We start from the raw sequence: 14334 nt of genomic DNA on the forward strand, positions 1-14334 counted from the left end.
TTCTTCCTGTGGTAACTTTCCGTCACAACAATTGCCAGCCGGAAACCGGCGGCGCGAGCAGACGAGGCGGGACAGCGATGGCGCGGGTACGCAGGCAACCGGCCCGGTGGGGCCTGTATTTCATTGCGTTCGTATGGTTGGTCGTGGTGGTGCCACTCAGCGCCGCCGCGGCGCCCTATGCGGCGATGGTGATGGACGCGCGCACCGGCGAAGTGCTGCACTCGCGCAACGCGGACACCCGCCTGCATCCTGCCTCTCTGACCAAGATGATGACGCTTTACGTCGTGTTCGAAGCGGTGGAAAACGGCGAGATCGGTCTCGACGATCTGGTGACGATCTCGCGCAAGGCCGCCGCAGAGCCGCCCTCGAAGCTCGGCCTGCGCGCCGGCCAGAAGATCAAGCTGCGCTATCTGATCCGCGCGGCCGCCGTGAAATCCGGCAACGACACGGCGACGGCGCTGGCCGAGGCGATCTCGGGCTCCGAGGCCGCCTTCGCGCGGCGCATGAACCGCACGGCCAAGGCCATCGGGATGACGCGCACCACCTTCAAGAACGCCCATGGCCTCACCCAGGAGGGGCATCTTTCCACCGCGCGGGACATGACGATCCTGGGCCGGCAGCTCTTCTACGACTACCCCGAGTATTACAATCTCTTCTCCCGTCGTTCGACCCATGCGGGCGTCAAGACCGTGCCCAACACGAACCGCCGCCTGCTCGACGCCTACAGGGGCGCCGACGGGATCAAGACCGGCTACACGCGCGCCGCGGGCTTCAACCTCGTGGCCTCCGCCGAGCGGGGCGGTGAGCGCATCATCGCGACGGTCTTCGGCGGCCACTCCACGGCATGGCGCAACCAGCGCGTGGCCGAACTGCTCGACATGGGGTTCGCCCGGGCGCCGACGCGGGTCGCGGTCCACCGGCCCGCGCGCCCGCCCTATCTCGGCAATACCGGCCCCGGCGGCGCCAGCGGCACGGAAATCCGCGTCAGCGGGCTCGTCGCGCGCTCGGTGCGGCCGATGGCGCGGCCGCGGCCGGCCGAGACCGTCCCGGTGGCGGTCGCCAGCGCGCAGGTGATCGACAGCGCCGTGGCCGAAGTGCTGGATGCCTCGGTAAGCGACGTGCTCGCCACGGTGGTCGGCGACCCGGACGAGCAAGTCGCCGAGATCGTGGCCGAGACCGTCAGGGCAGAGCCCGCCCAACCCGTCGGCGCGGCGGCGTCCACGGCAGGCGTCGCGCCGAAGGCGAGCGTCCCGCCGGAGACGCGTCCCGAGACGTTGCAACTTGCCAGCGCCGCCGCGAACGAGCGCGCGGCGGAGACCGCGGAAGACCGCGTCGTCACGCGGCTTTCCACGTCGGGCGGGCGGCAATGGGGCGTCAACCTCGGCCGGTATCCGACGCGCACGAGCGCAGAGAAGGTTCTGCTCACCACCGCGCTCGCGGAGATGTCGGCACTCGACGGGGCGCTGCGGAAGGTCGTGCAGCGCAACGGCGGTTTCGAGGCCAACTTCCACGGGCTGACGCGCGACGGGGCGGACCGCGCCTGCCGGCGTCTCCAGGCGCGCGGCACCACTTGCTTCATGGTCGGCCCGCCCAGCTGACGCGCGGCGCGCGTGGCTCAGGGTTTGGGGTGGTCGTCGTATTCGTCCGACAGGATGCGCCGCGCGTCGCCCTCCGGATCGTCGTACTGGCGCGACCGCACCGTGTAGACGAAGAAGGCGAGGCCCACGGCCCCCAGGAACACCGAGATCGGGATGAGGTAGGCGAGGATGTTCATGAGCGTCCCCTCAGCCGCAATGCGTTCAGCGACACCGTAATCGACGAGGCGGACATCGCCAAGGCGGCGACCAGCGGCGTCGCCCAGCCGATCACCGCGATCGGCACCGCGATCACGTTGTAGATCGTCGCCAGGCTGAAGTTTTCATGGATCCGCTTCGTGGCGGACCGCGCCACCGCGATCGCGTCTGCCACCGGCTCCAGGTTGCCGCCAAGAAGCACGATGTCGGAGGCGACGCGCGCGGCGTCGAGCGCCGAGGCCGGCGAGATCGAGGCATGCGCCGCGGCAAGCGCGGCCGTGTCGTTGAGCCCGTCGCCGATCATGAGCACCCTGGCACCCTCGGCCGAAAGCGCCTCGACCCGCGCGGCCTTGTCCTCGGGCCGCATTCCCGCGGTCCACTCCGCGATCCCCAGCCGGTCGGCCAGGTCGCGCACCGGCGCAGCGGAATCGCCCGAGAAGAGCAGGATCCGCATCCCGTCCGCACGCAGCGCGTCGACGGCGGCCTCCGCCCCCTCGCGCAGCCGGTCGGTGAAGGTGAACGCCACCGGATCGCGCCCCTCGATCGACAGCCAGGCTGCGGTCGTCTCGCCGGTCTCGGCCCCGACCCAGTCGGCCCGGCCCAGCCGGACCCGACGGCCCTGCCAGCGCGCCTCGGTGCCGTGGCCGGGCACCTCGGCCAACGCCTCGATACCCGGGGCGGGCTTCACCCCCGCCGCCCGCGCCGCTTCCGCCAGCGCGCGCGAGAGCGGATGCGCAGAGCCTTCGGCGAGGGCAAGCGCGATTTCGAGGTCCTGGCCTTCATGCGCGTCGAGATTCGTGAGCACCGGCGTGCCCGCGGTCAGCGTCCCCGTCTTGTCTAGAACAACGGTGTCCACCTGCGCCAGACGCTCGAGCGCGGTGGCGTTCTTGATCAGAAGCCCCTTGCGGAACAGACGCCCGGAGGCCGCGGTGGTCACCGCCGGCACGGCGAGGCCCAGCGCGCAGGGGCATGTGATGATCAGCACTGCCGCCGCGATGTTGAGCGAGATGCGCAGATCGCCCGACCACAGCAACCAGCCCGCGAAGGAAAGCGCGGCAAGGATGTGAACGCCGGGCGCGTAAAGCTTGGCCGCCTTGTCGGCGAGCGAGGTGTAGCGCGACCGGCCCGATTCGGCGACAGCGACGAGTTCGGCCATGCGGTGAAGCGAGCTTTCCTCGCCCACGGCGGTGGCACGCACGGTAAGCGGGCCGGTCAGGTTCACCTCGCCCGCGCTGACCGCCATGCCGGGCTGGGCGCGGACGGGCAGCGTCTCTCCGGTGAGGAGCGAGCGGTCGAGTTCCGAGGCGCCCTCCACGATCTCGCCGTCCACCGGCATGCGCCCGCCGGGCCGCACCAGCACCAGGTCGCCGGCGGCAAGCTCGGCGATGGCGACCTGCTCGGTTCCGCCGTCGTCGCGGACGCGCAGCGCGCGCGGCACCTCGAGCGCGGCAAGCTCCTCGGCGGCCGAGCGTGCCACGGCCCGGGTGCGGTGGTCGAGGAACCGGCCGGCCAGCAGGAAGAAGGTGAGCGCGATGGCCGCGTCGAAATAGGCATGTTCGCCCGAAAGCGAGGTCTCCCACAGGGACGTCACCACCGCGAGGAGGATGGCGAGCGAGATCGGCACGTCCATGTTGAGCCGTCCCGCCGACAGCGCCGCCCAGGCGTTGCGGAAGAAGGGCTGGGCCGAGAAGGCGATGGCCGGAAGCGCGATCGCCGCGGAGACCCAGTGGAAGAGGTCGCGCGTCACGCCTTCCGCGCCGGACCAGACGGCGATGGACAGCAGCATCACGTTCATGGAGGCGAAGCCGGCCACCGCGAGGCGCATCATCAGGTCGCGGCCCGCGCGGTCGGTTTCCGTCGCCGAAAGGGTGCCGGCATCGAGCTCGTGCGCCTCGTAGCCGAGCCGGTCGAGCACCCCGGTGAGGTCCTCGGCGGTGACGTCCGGATCGGCCTCCACGGAGGCGCGTTTCAGCGTCAGGTTCACCCGGGCGGAATGCACCCCCGGATATGCCGAAAGTCCCTTCTCGACGGTCGTGATGCAGCCCGCGCAGTGGATCGTCGGCAGCGAGAGCGCGATCCGCGCGTTCTTCTGGGGTGCGCGCGCGGCGAGGTCTTCCGCCGCGGGCGCGGCGCTGCATGCGGGACAGGCCGAGGGGCGGGCCGCGGTGTTCACCTGGTCAGCCCCGCACGTAGATCTCGATGCGCTGCTCGAACGGCGTGCCGTCGAGCGCCTGCGCCCGCATGCGCAGGTTCCAGACGCCGCTCGCGAGCGAGGTCCGCGCCACGTAGTCGCGCCCGTCGAAGCTGAACTCCGGCGTGAAGTCGTCCCGCACATGCGTGGCCCGGCCCATGGTCGTCTCCAGCTGGCCGAGTTGCACCGGCCGGCCCTCCGCATCGCGCACCGACAGCACCAGCGTCTCGTCCTCGAAGGCGGCCGAGACGTCCCAGCCGAGCGCCTCCTGCGCCTCGCGGCGGGCGTCGAAGTTCTGCGACGCGACGTAGGAGTTCTTCACCTCGAGGCCCGGGAAAGTCGAGACCGCGTTCCAGGCCAGCGCCAGGTTGACGCCGATGATGATGGTGAAGGCGCCGACGAAGATGGCCAGCGCATGCCGCCCGGTGAATTCGCGTTCAGGTTTCAATCCGAGGCCCTCCCGAAGAAGATCGTGCCGTTATGCGCACGCTCCGCGTTGGTGAGATCCTCGACCCAGAAGCGGAAGTCGGTGCGCTCCGCGGTGGCCGGCTCCGATCCCGGCGGCGCAACGACGTAGACGCGCTGCAGGAAGGTGGTGTCGGCGGGCACCTCGACGGTCTCGTAGGGCGTGCCCTCCAGCTGGATGCGCAGCTGCGGGTGGCCGGTGAGCGAGACGCGGAAGGGGCGATCCTCTCCATGCTTGTTCAGAAGCCGCACGTCGTAGGTGTTGCGGACCGATCCGTCCGACAGCGTGACGTAGGTCGGGTTGCGCACCGGCGCCACGGTCATCTCGATGTCGGGGCGAACGAAGAGCGCGAAGACGAGGCCGAGGCCCACCATCGCCCAGAGCGTCGTGTAGAGGACCACGCGGGGGCGGAGAACGTGCTTCCACACCGGGCGCGGCGCCATCCCCTCGCGCTCTCGCCGCTCGTCCGAGAGCGCGATGTAGTCGATCAGGCCGCGCGGCTTGCCGATCTTCTCCATGACGTCGTCGCAGGCGTCGATGCACAGCGCACAGGTGATGCATTCGAGCTGCTGGCCCTCGCGGATGTCGATGCCCATCGGACAGACGTTTACGCAGGCCATGCAGTCGATGCAGTCGCCGGCCTCCTGCTCCTGGTCCTCGCTCCGGGTGCCGGTGGGCGCTTCGGGCGTGGGCGTGGGCGCATACCTCACCGCGCCTTCGCCGGACGCCTGGGCCTGCTCTTCGGCGGCCTGTGCCTCCTTGACCGAAACGCGGCGCACGTTGTGCTTGCCGCGCGGCTCGCCCCTCCAGGCGCGATAGGCGACGGTCAGCGTTTCCTCGTCCATCATCGCGGCCTGGATGCGGGGCCAGGGGCAGGCATAGATGCAGATCTGCTCGCGCGCGAAGCCCCCGAAGAGGAACGTCGTGCCGGTCAGGATCGCGATGGTGATGTAGGCCGCGGGATGCGCGTCGAGCGTGAAGAGGTTGCCCAGAAGGGTCGGCGCATCCGCGAAATAGAAGACCCACGCCCCGCCCGTGGCCACCGCGATGAGAAGCCACGTTACCCATTTCGTCAGCCGCAGACGGGCCTTGCGGAAATCCAGCTTCTTCTGCCTGTGCAGGCGCAGCCGGGCGTTGCGGTCGCCCTCGATCCAGCGCTCCACGGTCAGGAAGAGATCGGTCCAGACCGTCTGGGGGCAGGTATAGCCGCACCAGACGCGCCCGAGCGCGGAGGTGAAGAGGAAGAGCCCCAGCCCCGCCATGATCAGCAGACCGGCGACGAAATAGAACTCGTGCGGCCAGATCTCGATCCAGAAGAAGAAGAACCGGCGGTTCGCGAGATCGATCAGAACCGCCTGGTCGGGCAGGTTCGGGCCACGGTCCCAGCGGATCCAGGGCGTGATGTAGTAGATGCCCAGCGTCACCGCCATGATGATCCATTTGAGGTTGCGGAACCGGCCCGAGACGCGGCGCGGGAAGATCGGCTCGCGCGCGGCGTAAAGGACGGGGGGCTCTTGGTCGGTGGAACTCACGGAATGTCTCCAGCGGTCTGGGAATGCGTCACGGTCTTGTCTCAGGGCGGGGCCGCGCGAGCTTTGACCTGCATCAAATCCTGTATCTGTGATCCACCTATTCGCGTTGCGCTGCGGCCTCGTGCCGCAGTCGTGTCGGGCACCAGGTCGCGCGACACGCGGCGCAAGCGCCGCCTTGGGCATGCATGCGGTCCGTGCCGCGCAGGCCGGCCGGTGACGAGCGGCGTGCCGAGGTCGCGCAACCACGACCTTCCGTCAGGCCGCCATTGCCAAAAGTGGGTCCAGAGGGCACGTTCGAAGTTGGGACAATTTCGGGCAAGGGTCGAAAAGGACTGTAGAGTTGCGACATCGAATTCAACGAATAGTCAACAGGTTTCGGCCAGTCAAACTACCGGACTTTGCAATCATCGGCGGCCAAAAATGTGGCACGACCTCATTGTATCACATGCTCGCGTCTCACCCGAATATTGGCATGTCAGTAGGCGCACAGGAAACCCATTTCCTAGACCGCCATTTTCACAAGGGTCTCGATTGGTACAGGGCCCACTTTCCCTTCGACGGCAAGACTGACAGACAAGGGATACGAACAAGTGCCGGCGACTGCACGCCCATCTATCTCTTTCATCCCCTTGTTCCCGAACGCGCCAGGAACACGATTCCGAACGCTAAGTTCGTCGTACTCCTGCGCGACCCCGTCGAACGTACTCTTTCGCACTACTTTCATTGCCTCAAAAGAGGCCATGAACATCTGAAGCTTGACGACGCCCTCGCCGCAGAGGAGGAACGGTTATCCGGGGAAGTCCAGAGGATGTATGATGATCCCGGCTATTACAGCATACCGTACAGACGGTTTTCCTATCGCAAGCGTGGCGTCTATCATGAGCAGATCGCTCGTTGGCGGGACTTTTTTCCGGAGGAGAGCTTCCTGTTTCTGCGAAGCGATATGCTATCGTCCTCACCCGGCGAGGCTCTGGGGCGGATCTTCGATTTTCTGGATTTGCCAGCAATGGAGCCGCCGCCCGATACACGACGGAATGTCGGAAGGTGGAGTGATGTCCCAGAGAAAACCATAGAAATGCTCGCCCAGTACTTTGAAGAACCCAACCGGCATCTCACGGAAGTGCTCGGACCCGATTTCAATTTCAACGAACGCCCCGGCCCACTATTGCGCCAGAGATTTGGCGATAAATCTTCCAGATAATCTCCACGCGGCTCGCGTCGGTTCGCGAGTTTCCTCGAAAGCTGCCTCCAGCTCACTCCCATTAGTGAAAATCAAAAAGGCTCTTTTCGAGGAATGTCGCGACGCAGCACGTGGCTGGAAAGTGTCGCGGCGCTTGGGTTCCAGGTCCGGGCGCATCCAAAGAACCCTCAGCGACGTGAAAAACCGCCTTGGCGTTGTGATGCGCCCCTGTTTTATGTCGGGGACGTAACACGTGCACTCCGCAGGTTCAGCAGGCGCGCCGATGAGGAGCTGACGTATCTTTTGCCGGAAAATCGCGCCGGCATCCCGGGAAACGCGCGAACAGGACGGGATGCCGGCGCTGGGCCCGGGGGGCAGGGATGCCCCCGGGTGTTCTCTACCCCGTCACTCGGGGCTATCCTCGCCGCCGCCCAGCTGGTGGACGTAAAGCGACACGGCGCGGATCTCGTGCTCGTCGAGGCGCGACTGCCACGGCGGCATGACGCCGAAGCGCGAGTAGGTCACGGTCTCGTGGATCGTCTCGTAATCCCCGCCATAGAGCCAGATCGCGTCGTTGAGCGCCGGCGCGCCCTGCCACTTGTCGCCATTGCCTTCGGCGCCGTGGCAGGCCGAGCAGTTGATGTCGTAGACCTCGGCGCCGGCTTCGGTGGCCGCGGCGTCCTGCGGCGTCTGGCCGGACATCTGCATGACGTAGTTGGTCACCTGGTGGATCTCGTCCTCCGACAGGATCTCTCCGAAGACCGGCATCTGCGACCAGCGGGCGTTCGGGTCGTCCTCGTTGCGGATGCCGTGCGCGATCGTGGTGTGGATATCCTCGATCGTGCCGCCCCAGAGCCACGCATCATCGAGCAGGTTGGGATAGCCCGCCGCCTGCACGCCCGCCGCGCCCGAGCCGTGGCACTGCGCGCACCAGGTCTGGAACACCGACGCGCCGGCCTGCACCGCGTATTGCCGCAACTCGGGGTCGTCGCCGATCTCGGTGAGCGGCGCGCTGACGAGCCGTTCGTTGATGCCCGCGTTCGCCGCCTCGGCCTCGGCAAGCTCCTTGGCCACTTCCGCCCGGCTCGAATAGCCCAGAAGGCCCGGCGTCGCCTTGTTGATCCCGGGCCAGGCCGGGTAGGCGATCGTGTAGCCGATGGCCCACACGATCGTGGCATAGAAGATCCAGAGCCACCAGCGGGGCAGCGGGTTGTTGTATTCCTCGATCCCGTCCCATTCGTGCCCTGTGGTTTCCGGCTCGTGCTTCTTCTGTCTGGGCGACTTGCTCATTTCCGCGCCTCCTCGTTCTCGGCGGGTTCGTCGTCATCGCGGCCGGCGTCCGGCGCTGGCGCGTCCTCGTAGCGGAAGGGAATGGTCTTGCTGTCCTCCAGCGCCTTCTTGCGGCTGGGCAGGAACACCCAGATCACAACGGCGATGAAGAACACGAACATCGCCAAGAGACCCCAGCTGTCCGCGAAGCCCCGCAATGCGGAGTAGGTCTCCATCGCGTCCTCCTAGCGGCTTTCGTCGGGCGTGAAGGTGGAGAAGTCCACCAGCGTGCCCAGCATCTGCATGTAGGCGATCAGCGCGTCGGCCTCGGAGATGCCGGGCTGGCCGTCGAAGTTGCGCGTCTGCGCCTTCGGATAGCGCGCCAGCAGCCCCTCGTGATCGGCATCCGGATCCGCCTGCGCGTTGAAGTCGGCGCGCGCGTTCTCGATCATCTCGTCGGTGTAGGGAACGCCCAGGAACCGGTGGGTGCCCAGCAGGTCCTCGATATACTGGGCGTCGATCAGCGTGCGCTCCAGGTGATCGTATTTGGGCATCACCGATTCCGGCACCACCGACTGCGGGTCGCGCAGGTGGTCCACGTGCCAGTCGTCCGAGTAGCGCCCGCCCACGCGGGCGAGGTCGGGCCCCGTCCGCTTGGAGCCCCACTGAAAGGGGCGGTCGTACATCGACTCGGCAGCGAGGCTGTAGTGGCCGTAACGTTCCACCTCGTCGCGCATGGGCCGGATCATCTGGCTGTGGCAGACGTAGCAGCCCTCGCGGACATAGATGTCGCGGCCGGTAAGCTCGAGCGGCGAGTACGGCCGCATCCCCTCCACCTCCTCGATCGTGTTGTCGAGGTAGAAGAGCGGCACGATCTGCACGAGCCCCCCGACCGTCACGACCAGGAACGAGAAGATCAGCAGCAGAGTCGCGTTGGTCTCGAGGATCTTGTGCTTGTCGAGAATTGCCATGCCTCGGCCCTCCTTATTCGGCCGGGACGGCCGCCGGGGTGCCCGCGGCCTCTTTGGCCGGGGACCGCCGGACGGTCATCCAGAGATTGTAGCACATGATGATCGCGCCGGTGAGGTAGAGCACCCCGCCCAGAGCCCGGACCACGTACATCGGGAACTTGGCGGCCACGGTGTCGGCGAAGCTGTTCACGAGGAAGCCGTTCGCGTCCACCTCGCGCCACATCAGGCCCTCCATGATGCCGGTGACCCACATCGACGCGGCGTAGAGCACGATGCCGATGGTCGCGAGCCAGAAGTGCCAGGACACGAGGCTCAGCGAGTAGAGCCGCTCGCGGTTCCAGAGCCGCGGCACGAGGAAGTAGAGCGCGCCGAAGGTGATCATGCCGTTCCAGCCGAGCGCGCCCGAGTGCACGTGGCCGATCGTCCAGTCGGTGTAGTGCGACAGCGAGTTCACGGCCTTGATGGACATCATCGGCCCCTCGAAGGTGGACATGCCGTAGAAGCCGACCGAGATCACCATCATCCGGATCACCGGGTCCGTGCGCAGCTTGTCCCAGGCCCCCGAAAGGGTCATCAGGCCGTTGATCATGCCGCCCCAGCTGGGCATCCAGAGCACGATCGAGAACACCATGCCCAGCGTCGAGGCCCAGTCGGGCAGCGCGGTGTAGTGCAGGTGGTGCGGACCGGCCCAGATGTAGATGAAGATCAGCGCCCAGAAGTGGATGATGCTGAGCTTGTAGGAGAAGACGGGCCGCTCCGCCTGCTTCGGGATGAAGTAGTACATCATGCCGAGGAAGCCGGCGGTGAGGAAGAAGCCCACCGCGTTGTGGCCGTACCACCACTGCGTCATCGCGTCCTGCACGCCCGAGAAGGCGGAGACGGACTTCGAGCCGAAGATCGAGACCGGCACCGACAGGTTGTTGAAGACGTGCAGCATCGCGACCGTGACGATGAAGCTGAGGTAGAACCAGTTGGCGACGTAGATGTGCGGCTCTTTCCGCTTCACGATCGTGCCGAGGAACACGGCGAGATAGACCACCCAGACGATCGTCAGCCACCAGTCGGTGTACCACTCGGGCTCGGCGTATTCGCGCGACTGCGTGGCGCCGAGAAGGTAGCCGGTCGCGGCCAGCACGATGAAGAGCTGGTATCCCCAGAAGACGAACCAGGCCAGATCACCGCCCCAGAGCCGTGCCGCGCTCGTGCGCTGGACCACGTAGAACGAGGTCGCGATCAACGCGTTGCCGCCGAAGGCGAAGATCACCGCCGAGGTGTGCAGCGGGCGTAGGCGGCCGAAGTTGGCGTAGCCTTCCGCCCAGTCGAAATTGAGACCCGGATAGGCGAGCTGGAAGGCGATGAAGGTGCCCACCAGGAAGCCCACGATCCCCCAGAACGCCGTTGCGATCACGCCCGCGCGGACGACGCCGTCCATGTATTGCCCCGACAGGTCGGGCTTTACGGTGTCCTCCTCCGTGTTCCGCAAGACCCACAGGAAAAGGCCGCCCGAGACCAGCATGATCAGGATGGCATGGACCAGATAGGCCGCGTCGCGCGCGAAATTGGCCGCGATCATCGCGAAGAGCGTGATCAGGCCGAGCACGATCAGCTTCAGATAATTCGCCATAAGGTGTCGTCCCTTCGGTCGTTCTGCCCGCACGGGTCATGCTCCGCGGGGGCGGGTGTCTGTGTCAGCTTTCATGTACAGGCGCGGCCCCGCGCGCCTTGATCTGCATCAATGCGTTGGGCCGGCAAGGTTGACGCGCATCAAGGTCGCACGCCGTCTGGCACCCTACGGTCCACGAACGAAGTCTATCTGGAGGACGAGATGAGCTACAAGACACTGATGACCGTCGTCACCGACACCGGCGTTTCAAAACCGCCGCTCGAGGCGAGCGTGGCGCTGGCGCAGGCTTGGGACGCGCATCTCGAGGCGATGTGCATGGGCGTCGACAGAACGCAGACCGGCTACTACTACGCGGGCGCCAACGCGATGATCCTGCAGGAGACGATCGCCCGCGCCCAGCGCGACGCAGAGGCGGCGGGGCAGCACGTGCGCGACACGCTCGGCAAGAGCGACGTGCGCTGGAACGTGGAGACGGGTGTCGCCCAGCTTGCGGATATCGGCCGCCAGGTGGCGATGCACGCGCGCTTTTCCGACCTGGTGATCCTGCCCAAACCCTATGGCGAGGACCGTGGCGCGGAGTTGGAGCCGGTGATCGAAGGCGCCCTGTTCGACGGCCATGTGCCTGTCCTCGTCGTGCCGGAGGACGGGCTTGCCAAGACGCGGCCCGAGCGAATCCTGCTGGGCTGGGACGAGGGCGACGAGGCGCTTTCGGCGGCGCGCGCCGCGCTGCCGTTCCTGTCCGCGGCCGACACCGTGCATATCGTCGTCGTCGATCCGCCGGCGCACGGGCCGAACCGGTCCGATCCGGGCGGCCTTTTGTCGCAGTTCCTCGCCCGTCACGGCGTGAAGGTCGAGATCGACGTGCTGTCGAAGACGATGCCGCAGATCTCGGACGTGCTGATGCGCCACGCGCTGGACGTCGATGCGGACATGATCGTGATGGGCGCCTACGGGCACTCGCGCTTCCGCGAGGCCATTCTCGGCGGCGCGACGCGCAACATGCTGGAGAATTCTCCGCTGCCGCTCTTCATGGCGCATTGAACCGTGCGGGGCGCCGGCCGCGTTTTGCGGCCGGCGGGGCACGACCCGGTCAGACCAGCATGCCGCCGTCGCTGTCGTCGCCCGCCTCTTCCATCAGGCGCCCGAAATCGGGCACCGTGACGTGGCGCTTGCCCTGAAGCTCGATGACGCCGTCGCGCCTGAGCGCCGACATCTGCCGGCTCACGGTCTCGAGCGTGAGACCGAGATAGTCGGCCATCGCCTCGCGCGTCAGCGGAAGATCGAAGACGAGGGGCCCTTGCGTGCCCCGAAGTTGCAAGGTCGCGTCGCGCCGCGCGATGATCGACAGGAGCGACGCGATCTTTTCGCGCGCCGTCTTGCGGCCCAGGACCAGCATCCATTCCCGCGCCGCGTCGAGTTCGTCCAGCGTCATTTCCAGAAGCCGCTGCGCGATGTGGGGCGTGCGCTCCATCATCTGTTCGAAGGGCTTCTTGCGGAAACAGCACATCACCATGTCGGTGGTGGCCACGACGTCGTAGGCCGCGCCCTCGCGGCCGGGGCGTCCGACGAAATCGCTGGGCAGCAAGAGGCCGACCATCTGGGTGCGGCCGTCTTCCATGGTTTGCGTGAGCGTGGCGATGCCGGAGACGACCGAGCCGACGAAATCCATGCGGTCGCCCGACCAGATCACCGTCTGCCCCGCCTCGAAGCTGCGGTAGTATTTCATCTCTTCGAGGCGATCGAGCTCGTCGGTGTCGCAGCGCGCGCAGACAGCGCGGTGGCGGATGGGGCAATCCGAGCATGCCTGCGAGATCGGTTTCATGGTGTCGTTGAGCATGTGATCGGTCGCTCTCGCTGGTTGATCTGAGTCAAGGTTCCCACATCCCTCATTGTCTAATTTTAGTGACATGGACAGCCGAACACAACTTGCAAAGCTGGGACTCTTCGACGCGAAGGTGCCCCGCTACACCAGCTACCCCACAGCGCCCCATTTCGGTGGCGGCGTCGATCCGCAACACTTCGCGGACTGGATCGGTGCGATTCCCGAAGGCAGCGCCATTTCGCTCTACGTGCATGTGCCGTTCTGCCGCAGACTTTGCTGGTTTTGCGCGTGCCGGACGCAGGGCACCCAGAGCGAAAAGCCCGTCGCGGCCTATCTCGAAACGCTGAAGACCGAACTGGCGCTGCTTCGCGACACCCTGCCGGGCGGGGTCCGCCTCGCGCGGCTTCACTGGGGCGGCGGCACGCCCACGCTGCTGTCCGCGCCGATGATGGAGGAACTGGCCGCCGCCATCGCCGAGATCGCGCCCTTCGCCGAGGACTACGAGTTTTCCGTCGAGATCGACCCGAACGAGATCGACGGTCCCCGGCTCGACGCGCTCGCCGCGGCGGGCATGAACCGTGCCTCGATCGGCGTGCAGGATTTCGACCCGCATATCCAGAGCACGATCGGCCGCATCCAGAGCTTCGACGCGACCCGCGACGCGGTGGACGCGATTCGCGCCCGTGGCGTCGCGAGCCTGAACGCCGACATTCTCTACGGCCTGCCCCACCAGAGCCGCGCGCGGATCACCGAAAGCGTGCAGAAGCTCCTGTCGCTCTCTCCGGACCGGGTGGCGCTTTACGGCTACGCCCATGTGCCCTGGATGGCCAAGCGCCAGCAGATGATTCCCTCCGACGCGCTGCCCACACCGCAGGAACGCCTCGACCTCTTCGACACGGCGCGGGAGCTTTTCGCCTGGGACGGTTACGAAGAGATCGGCATCGACCATTTCGCCCGGCCCGAGGACGGTCTCGCCGTCGCGGCGCGGCAGGGGCGGCTTCGCCGGAACTTCCAGGGCTACACCGACGACACCGCCGAGGTGCTGATCGGCGTCGGCGCCTCGTCCATCTCGCGCTTTCCGCAGGGCTATGCGCAGAACGCGCCGGCCACCTCTGCGCACACCACCGCCATCCGCGAGGGGCGCTTCTCGACCTCGCGCGGTCACGTCTTCAGCGACGAGGACAAGCTGCGCAGCCGGATGATCGAGGCGCTGATGTGCGACTTCCGCATCGACGCGGCAGAGATCGCCGACAGCTTCGGCGTGTCGCGTCGGCGGCTTTCGGCCATGTTCGCAGAGGCGCAGGCGGCCTTCGGGGGGCTGCTCAGGGTCACGCCCGACGGGCTTTCGATCCCGCCCGAGGCGCGACCGCTGACCCGCATGGTGGCGCGCGCCTTCGACGCCTACGAACTCGACAAGGCCGGCCACTCCTCTGCCATCTGACGCGGGCGGGCTCTGGACAGGGGCGCGGCCGTCGGGCGCTATGGG

The 14334-nt window shown here is 66.9% G+C and carries 13 protein-coding genes; 4 read left to right on the top strand and 9 right to left on the bottom strand.

Going from position 1 to position 14334, the window contains the following annotated elements; translation table 11 throughout:
- The first annotated feature begins 77 nt into the window (after nt 1-77).
- Nucleotides 78-1598, top strand: a complete 1521-nt coding sequence (locus AB6A69_RS12915) for a serine hydrolase (protein ID WP_371061076.1) — start codon at nt 78-80, stop codon at nt 1596-1598.
- A 17-nt stretch (nt 1599-1615) separates the two neighbouring features.
- On the opposite strand, the gene ccoS is transcribed toward AB6A69_RS12915, so the two are convergent.
- From ccoS to AB6A69_RS12935, 4 genes are read right to left on the bottom strand one after another with little or no spacing between them, the layout of a single operon-like run.
- Nucleotides 1616-1774: a cbb3-type cytochrome oxidase assembly protein CcoS gene (ccoS, locus tag AB6A69_RS12920; protein ID WP_371038184.1), complete on the bottom strand. Its 159-nt coding sequence runs from the start codon at nt 1772-1774 to the stop codon at nt 1616-1618.
- Complete coding sequence (locus AB6A69_RS12925; protein WP_371061077.1) at nt 1771-3966, bottom strand: heavy metal translocating P-type ATPase; 2196 nt, start codon at nt 3964-3966, stop codon at nt 1771-1773. Before AB6A69_RS12925 ends, ccoS begins: the two co-directional genes overlap by 4 nt.
- Nucleotides 3967-3970: 4 nt before the next feature.
- Nucleotides 3971-4432, bottom strand: a complete 462-nt coding sequence (locus AB6A69_RS12930; protein ID WP_371061078.1) for a FixH family protein — start codon at nt 4430-4432, stop codon at nt 3971-3973.
- The gene (locus AB6A69_RS12935; protein WP_371061079.1) at nt 4429-5982 is read right to left on the bottom strand and encodes a cytochrome c oxidase accessory protein CcoG; all 1554 of its coding nucleotides are present in this window, start codon (nt 5980-5982) and stop codon (nt 4429-4431) included. The genes AB6A69_RS12930 and AB6A69_RS12935 overlap by 4 nt, the downstream gene beginning before the upstream one ends.
- Before the next feature lie 340 nt (nt 5983-6322).
- Between AB6A69_RS12935 and AB6A69_RS12940 the strand changes: the two genes are divergently transcribed.
- Nucleotides 6323-7183, top strand: a complete 861-nt coding sequence (locus tag AB6A69_RS12940) for a sulfotransferase domain-containing protein (RefSeq protein ID WP_371061080.1) — start codon at nt 6323-6325, stop codon at nt 7181-7183.
- 384 nt (nt 7184-7567) lie between these two features.
- Here AB6A69_RS12940 and ccoP read toward each other — a convergent pair whose 3' ends face one another.
- From ccoP to ccoN, 4 genes are read right to left on the bottom strand one after another with little or no spacing between them, the layout of a single operon-like run.
- Entirely contained in the window at nt 7568-8452 is an 885-nt protein-coding gene (ccoP, locus tag AB6A69_RS12945) for a cytochrome-c oxidase, cbb3-type subunit III (protein WP_371038179.1), read from the bottom strand.
- The gene (locus tag AB6A69_RS12950; protein WP_371055228.1) at nt 8449-8667 is read right to left on the bottom strand and encodes a cbb3-type cytochrome c oxidase subunit 3; all 219 of its coding nucleotides are present in this window, start codon (nt 8665-8667) and stop codon (nt 8449-8451) included. Before AB6A69_RS12950 ends, ccoP begins: the two co-directional genes overlap by 4 nt.
- A 9-nt stretch (nt 8668-8676) precedes the next feature.
- Nucleotides 8677-9402, bottom strand: a complete 726-nt coding sequence (gene ccoO, locus AB6A69_RS12955; RefSeq protein WP_371055229.1) for a cytochrome-c oxidase, cbb3-type subunit II — start codon at nt 9400-9402, stop codon at nt 8677-8679.
- Between the two features lie 13 nt (nt 9403-9415).
- Nucleotides 9416-11026 (bottom strand): cytochrome-c oxidase, cbb3-type subunit I, encoded by a 1611-nt coding sequence (ccoN, locus tag AB6A69_RS12960; protein ID WP_371061081.1) that lies wholly within the window; start codon nt 11024-11026, stop codon nt 9416-9418.
- 201 nt (nt 11027-11227) lie between these two features.
- On the opposite strand from ccoN, the gene AB6A69_RS12965 reads away from it, so the two are divergent.
- Entirely contained in the window at nt 11228-12067 is an 840-nt protein-coding gene (locus AB6A69_RS12965; RefSeq protein WP_371061082.1) for a universal stress protein, read from the top strand.
- Between the two features lie 49 nt (nt 12068-12116).
- On the opposite strand, the gene fnrL is transcribed toward AB6A69_RS12965, so the two are convergent.
- Nucleotides 12117-12863 carry a transcriptional regulator FnrL gene (gene fnrL, locus AB6A69_RS12970; RefSeq protein ID WP_371038174.1) on the bottom strand — a complete coding sequence of 249 codons (747 nt, stop codon included), beginning with the start codon at nt 12861-12863 and terminating at the stop codon, nt 12117-12119.
- 70 nt (nt 12864-12933) lie between these two features.
- On the opposite strand from fnrL, the gene hemN reads away from it, so the two are divergent.
- Entirely contained in the window at nt 12934-14289 is a 1356-nt protein-coding gene (gene hemN, locus AB6A69_RS12975; RefSeq protein ID WP_371061083.1) for an oxygen-independent coproporphyrinogen III oxidase, read from the top strand.
- Nucleotides 14290-14334: the final 45 nt, after the last annotated feature.

This window comes from Rhodosalinus sp. 5P4 (assembly GCF_041365695.1).
Classification (GTDB): Bacteria; Pseudomonadota; Alphaproteobacteria; order Rhodobacterales; family Rhodobacteraceae; genus Rhodosalinus.

Coding starts and splice junctions, on each gene's coding strand:
- AB6A69_RS12915 (WP_371061076.1), top strand. CDS start 78: ATGGCGCGGGTACGCAGGCAACCGGCCCGGTGGGGCCTGTATTTCATT.
- ccoS (WP_371038184.1), bottom strand. CDS start 1,774: ATGAACATCCTCGCCTACCTCATCCCGATCTCGGTGTTCCTGGGGGCC.
- ccoP (WP_371038179.1), bottom strand. CDS start 8,452: ATGAGCAAGTCGCCCAGACAGAAGAAGCACGAGCCGGAAACCACAGGG.
- AB6A69_RS12950 (WP_371055228.1), bottom strand. CDS start 8,667: ATGGAGACCTACTCCGCATTGCGGGGCTTCGCGGACAGCTGGGGTCTC.
- ccoO (WP_371055229.1), bottom strand. CDS start 9,402: ATGGCAATTCTCGACAAGCACAAGATCCTCGAGACCAACGCGACTCTG.
- ccoN (WP_371061081.1), bottom strand. CDS start 11,026: ATGGCGAATTATCTGAAGCTGATCGTGCTCGGCCTGATCACGCTCTTC.
- AB6A69_RS12965 (WP_371061082.1), top strand. CDS start 11,228: ATGAGCTACAAGACACTGATGACCGTCGTCACCGACACCGGCGTTTCA.
- fnrL (WP_371038174.1), bottom strand. CDS start 12,863: ATGCTCAACGACACCATGAAACCGATCTCGCAGGCATGCTCGGATTGC.
- hemN (WP_371061083.1), top strand. CDS start 12,934: ATGGACAGCCGAACACAACTTGCAAAGCTGGGACTCTTCGACGCGAAG.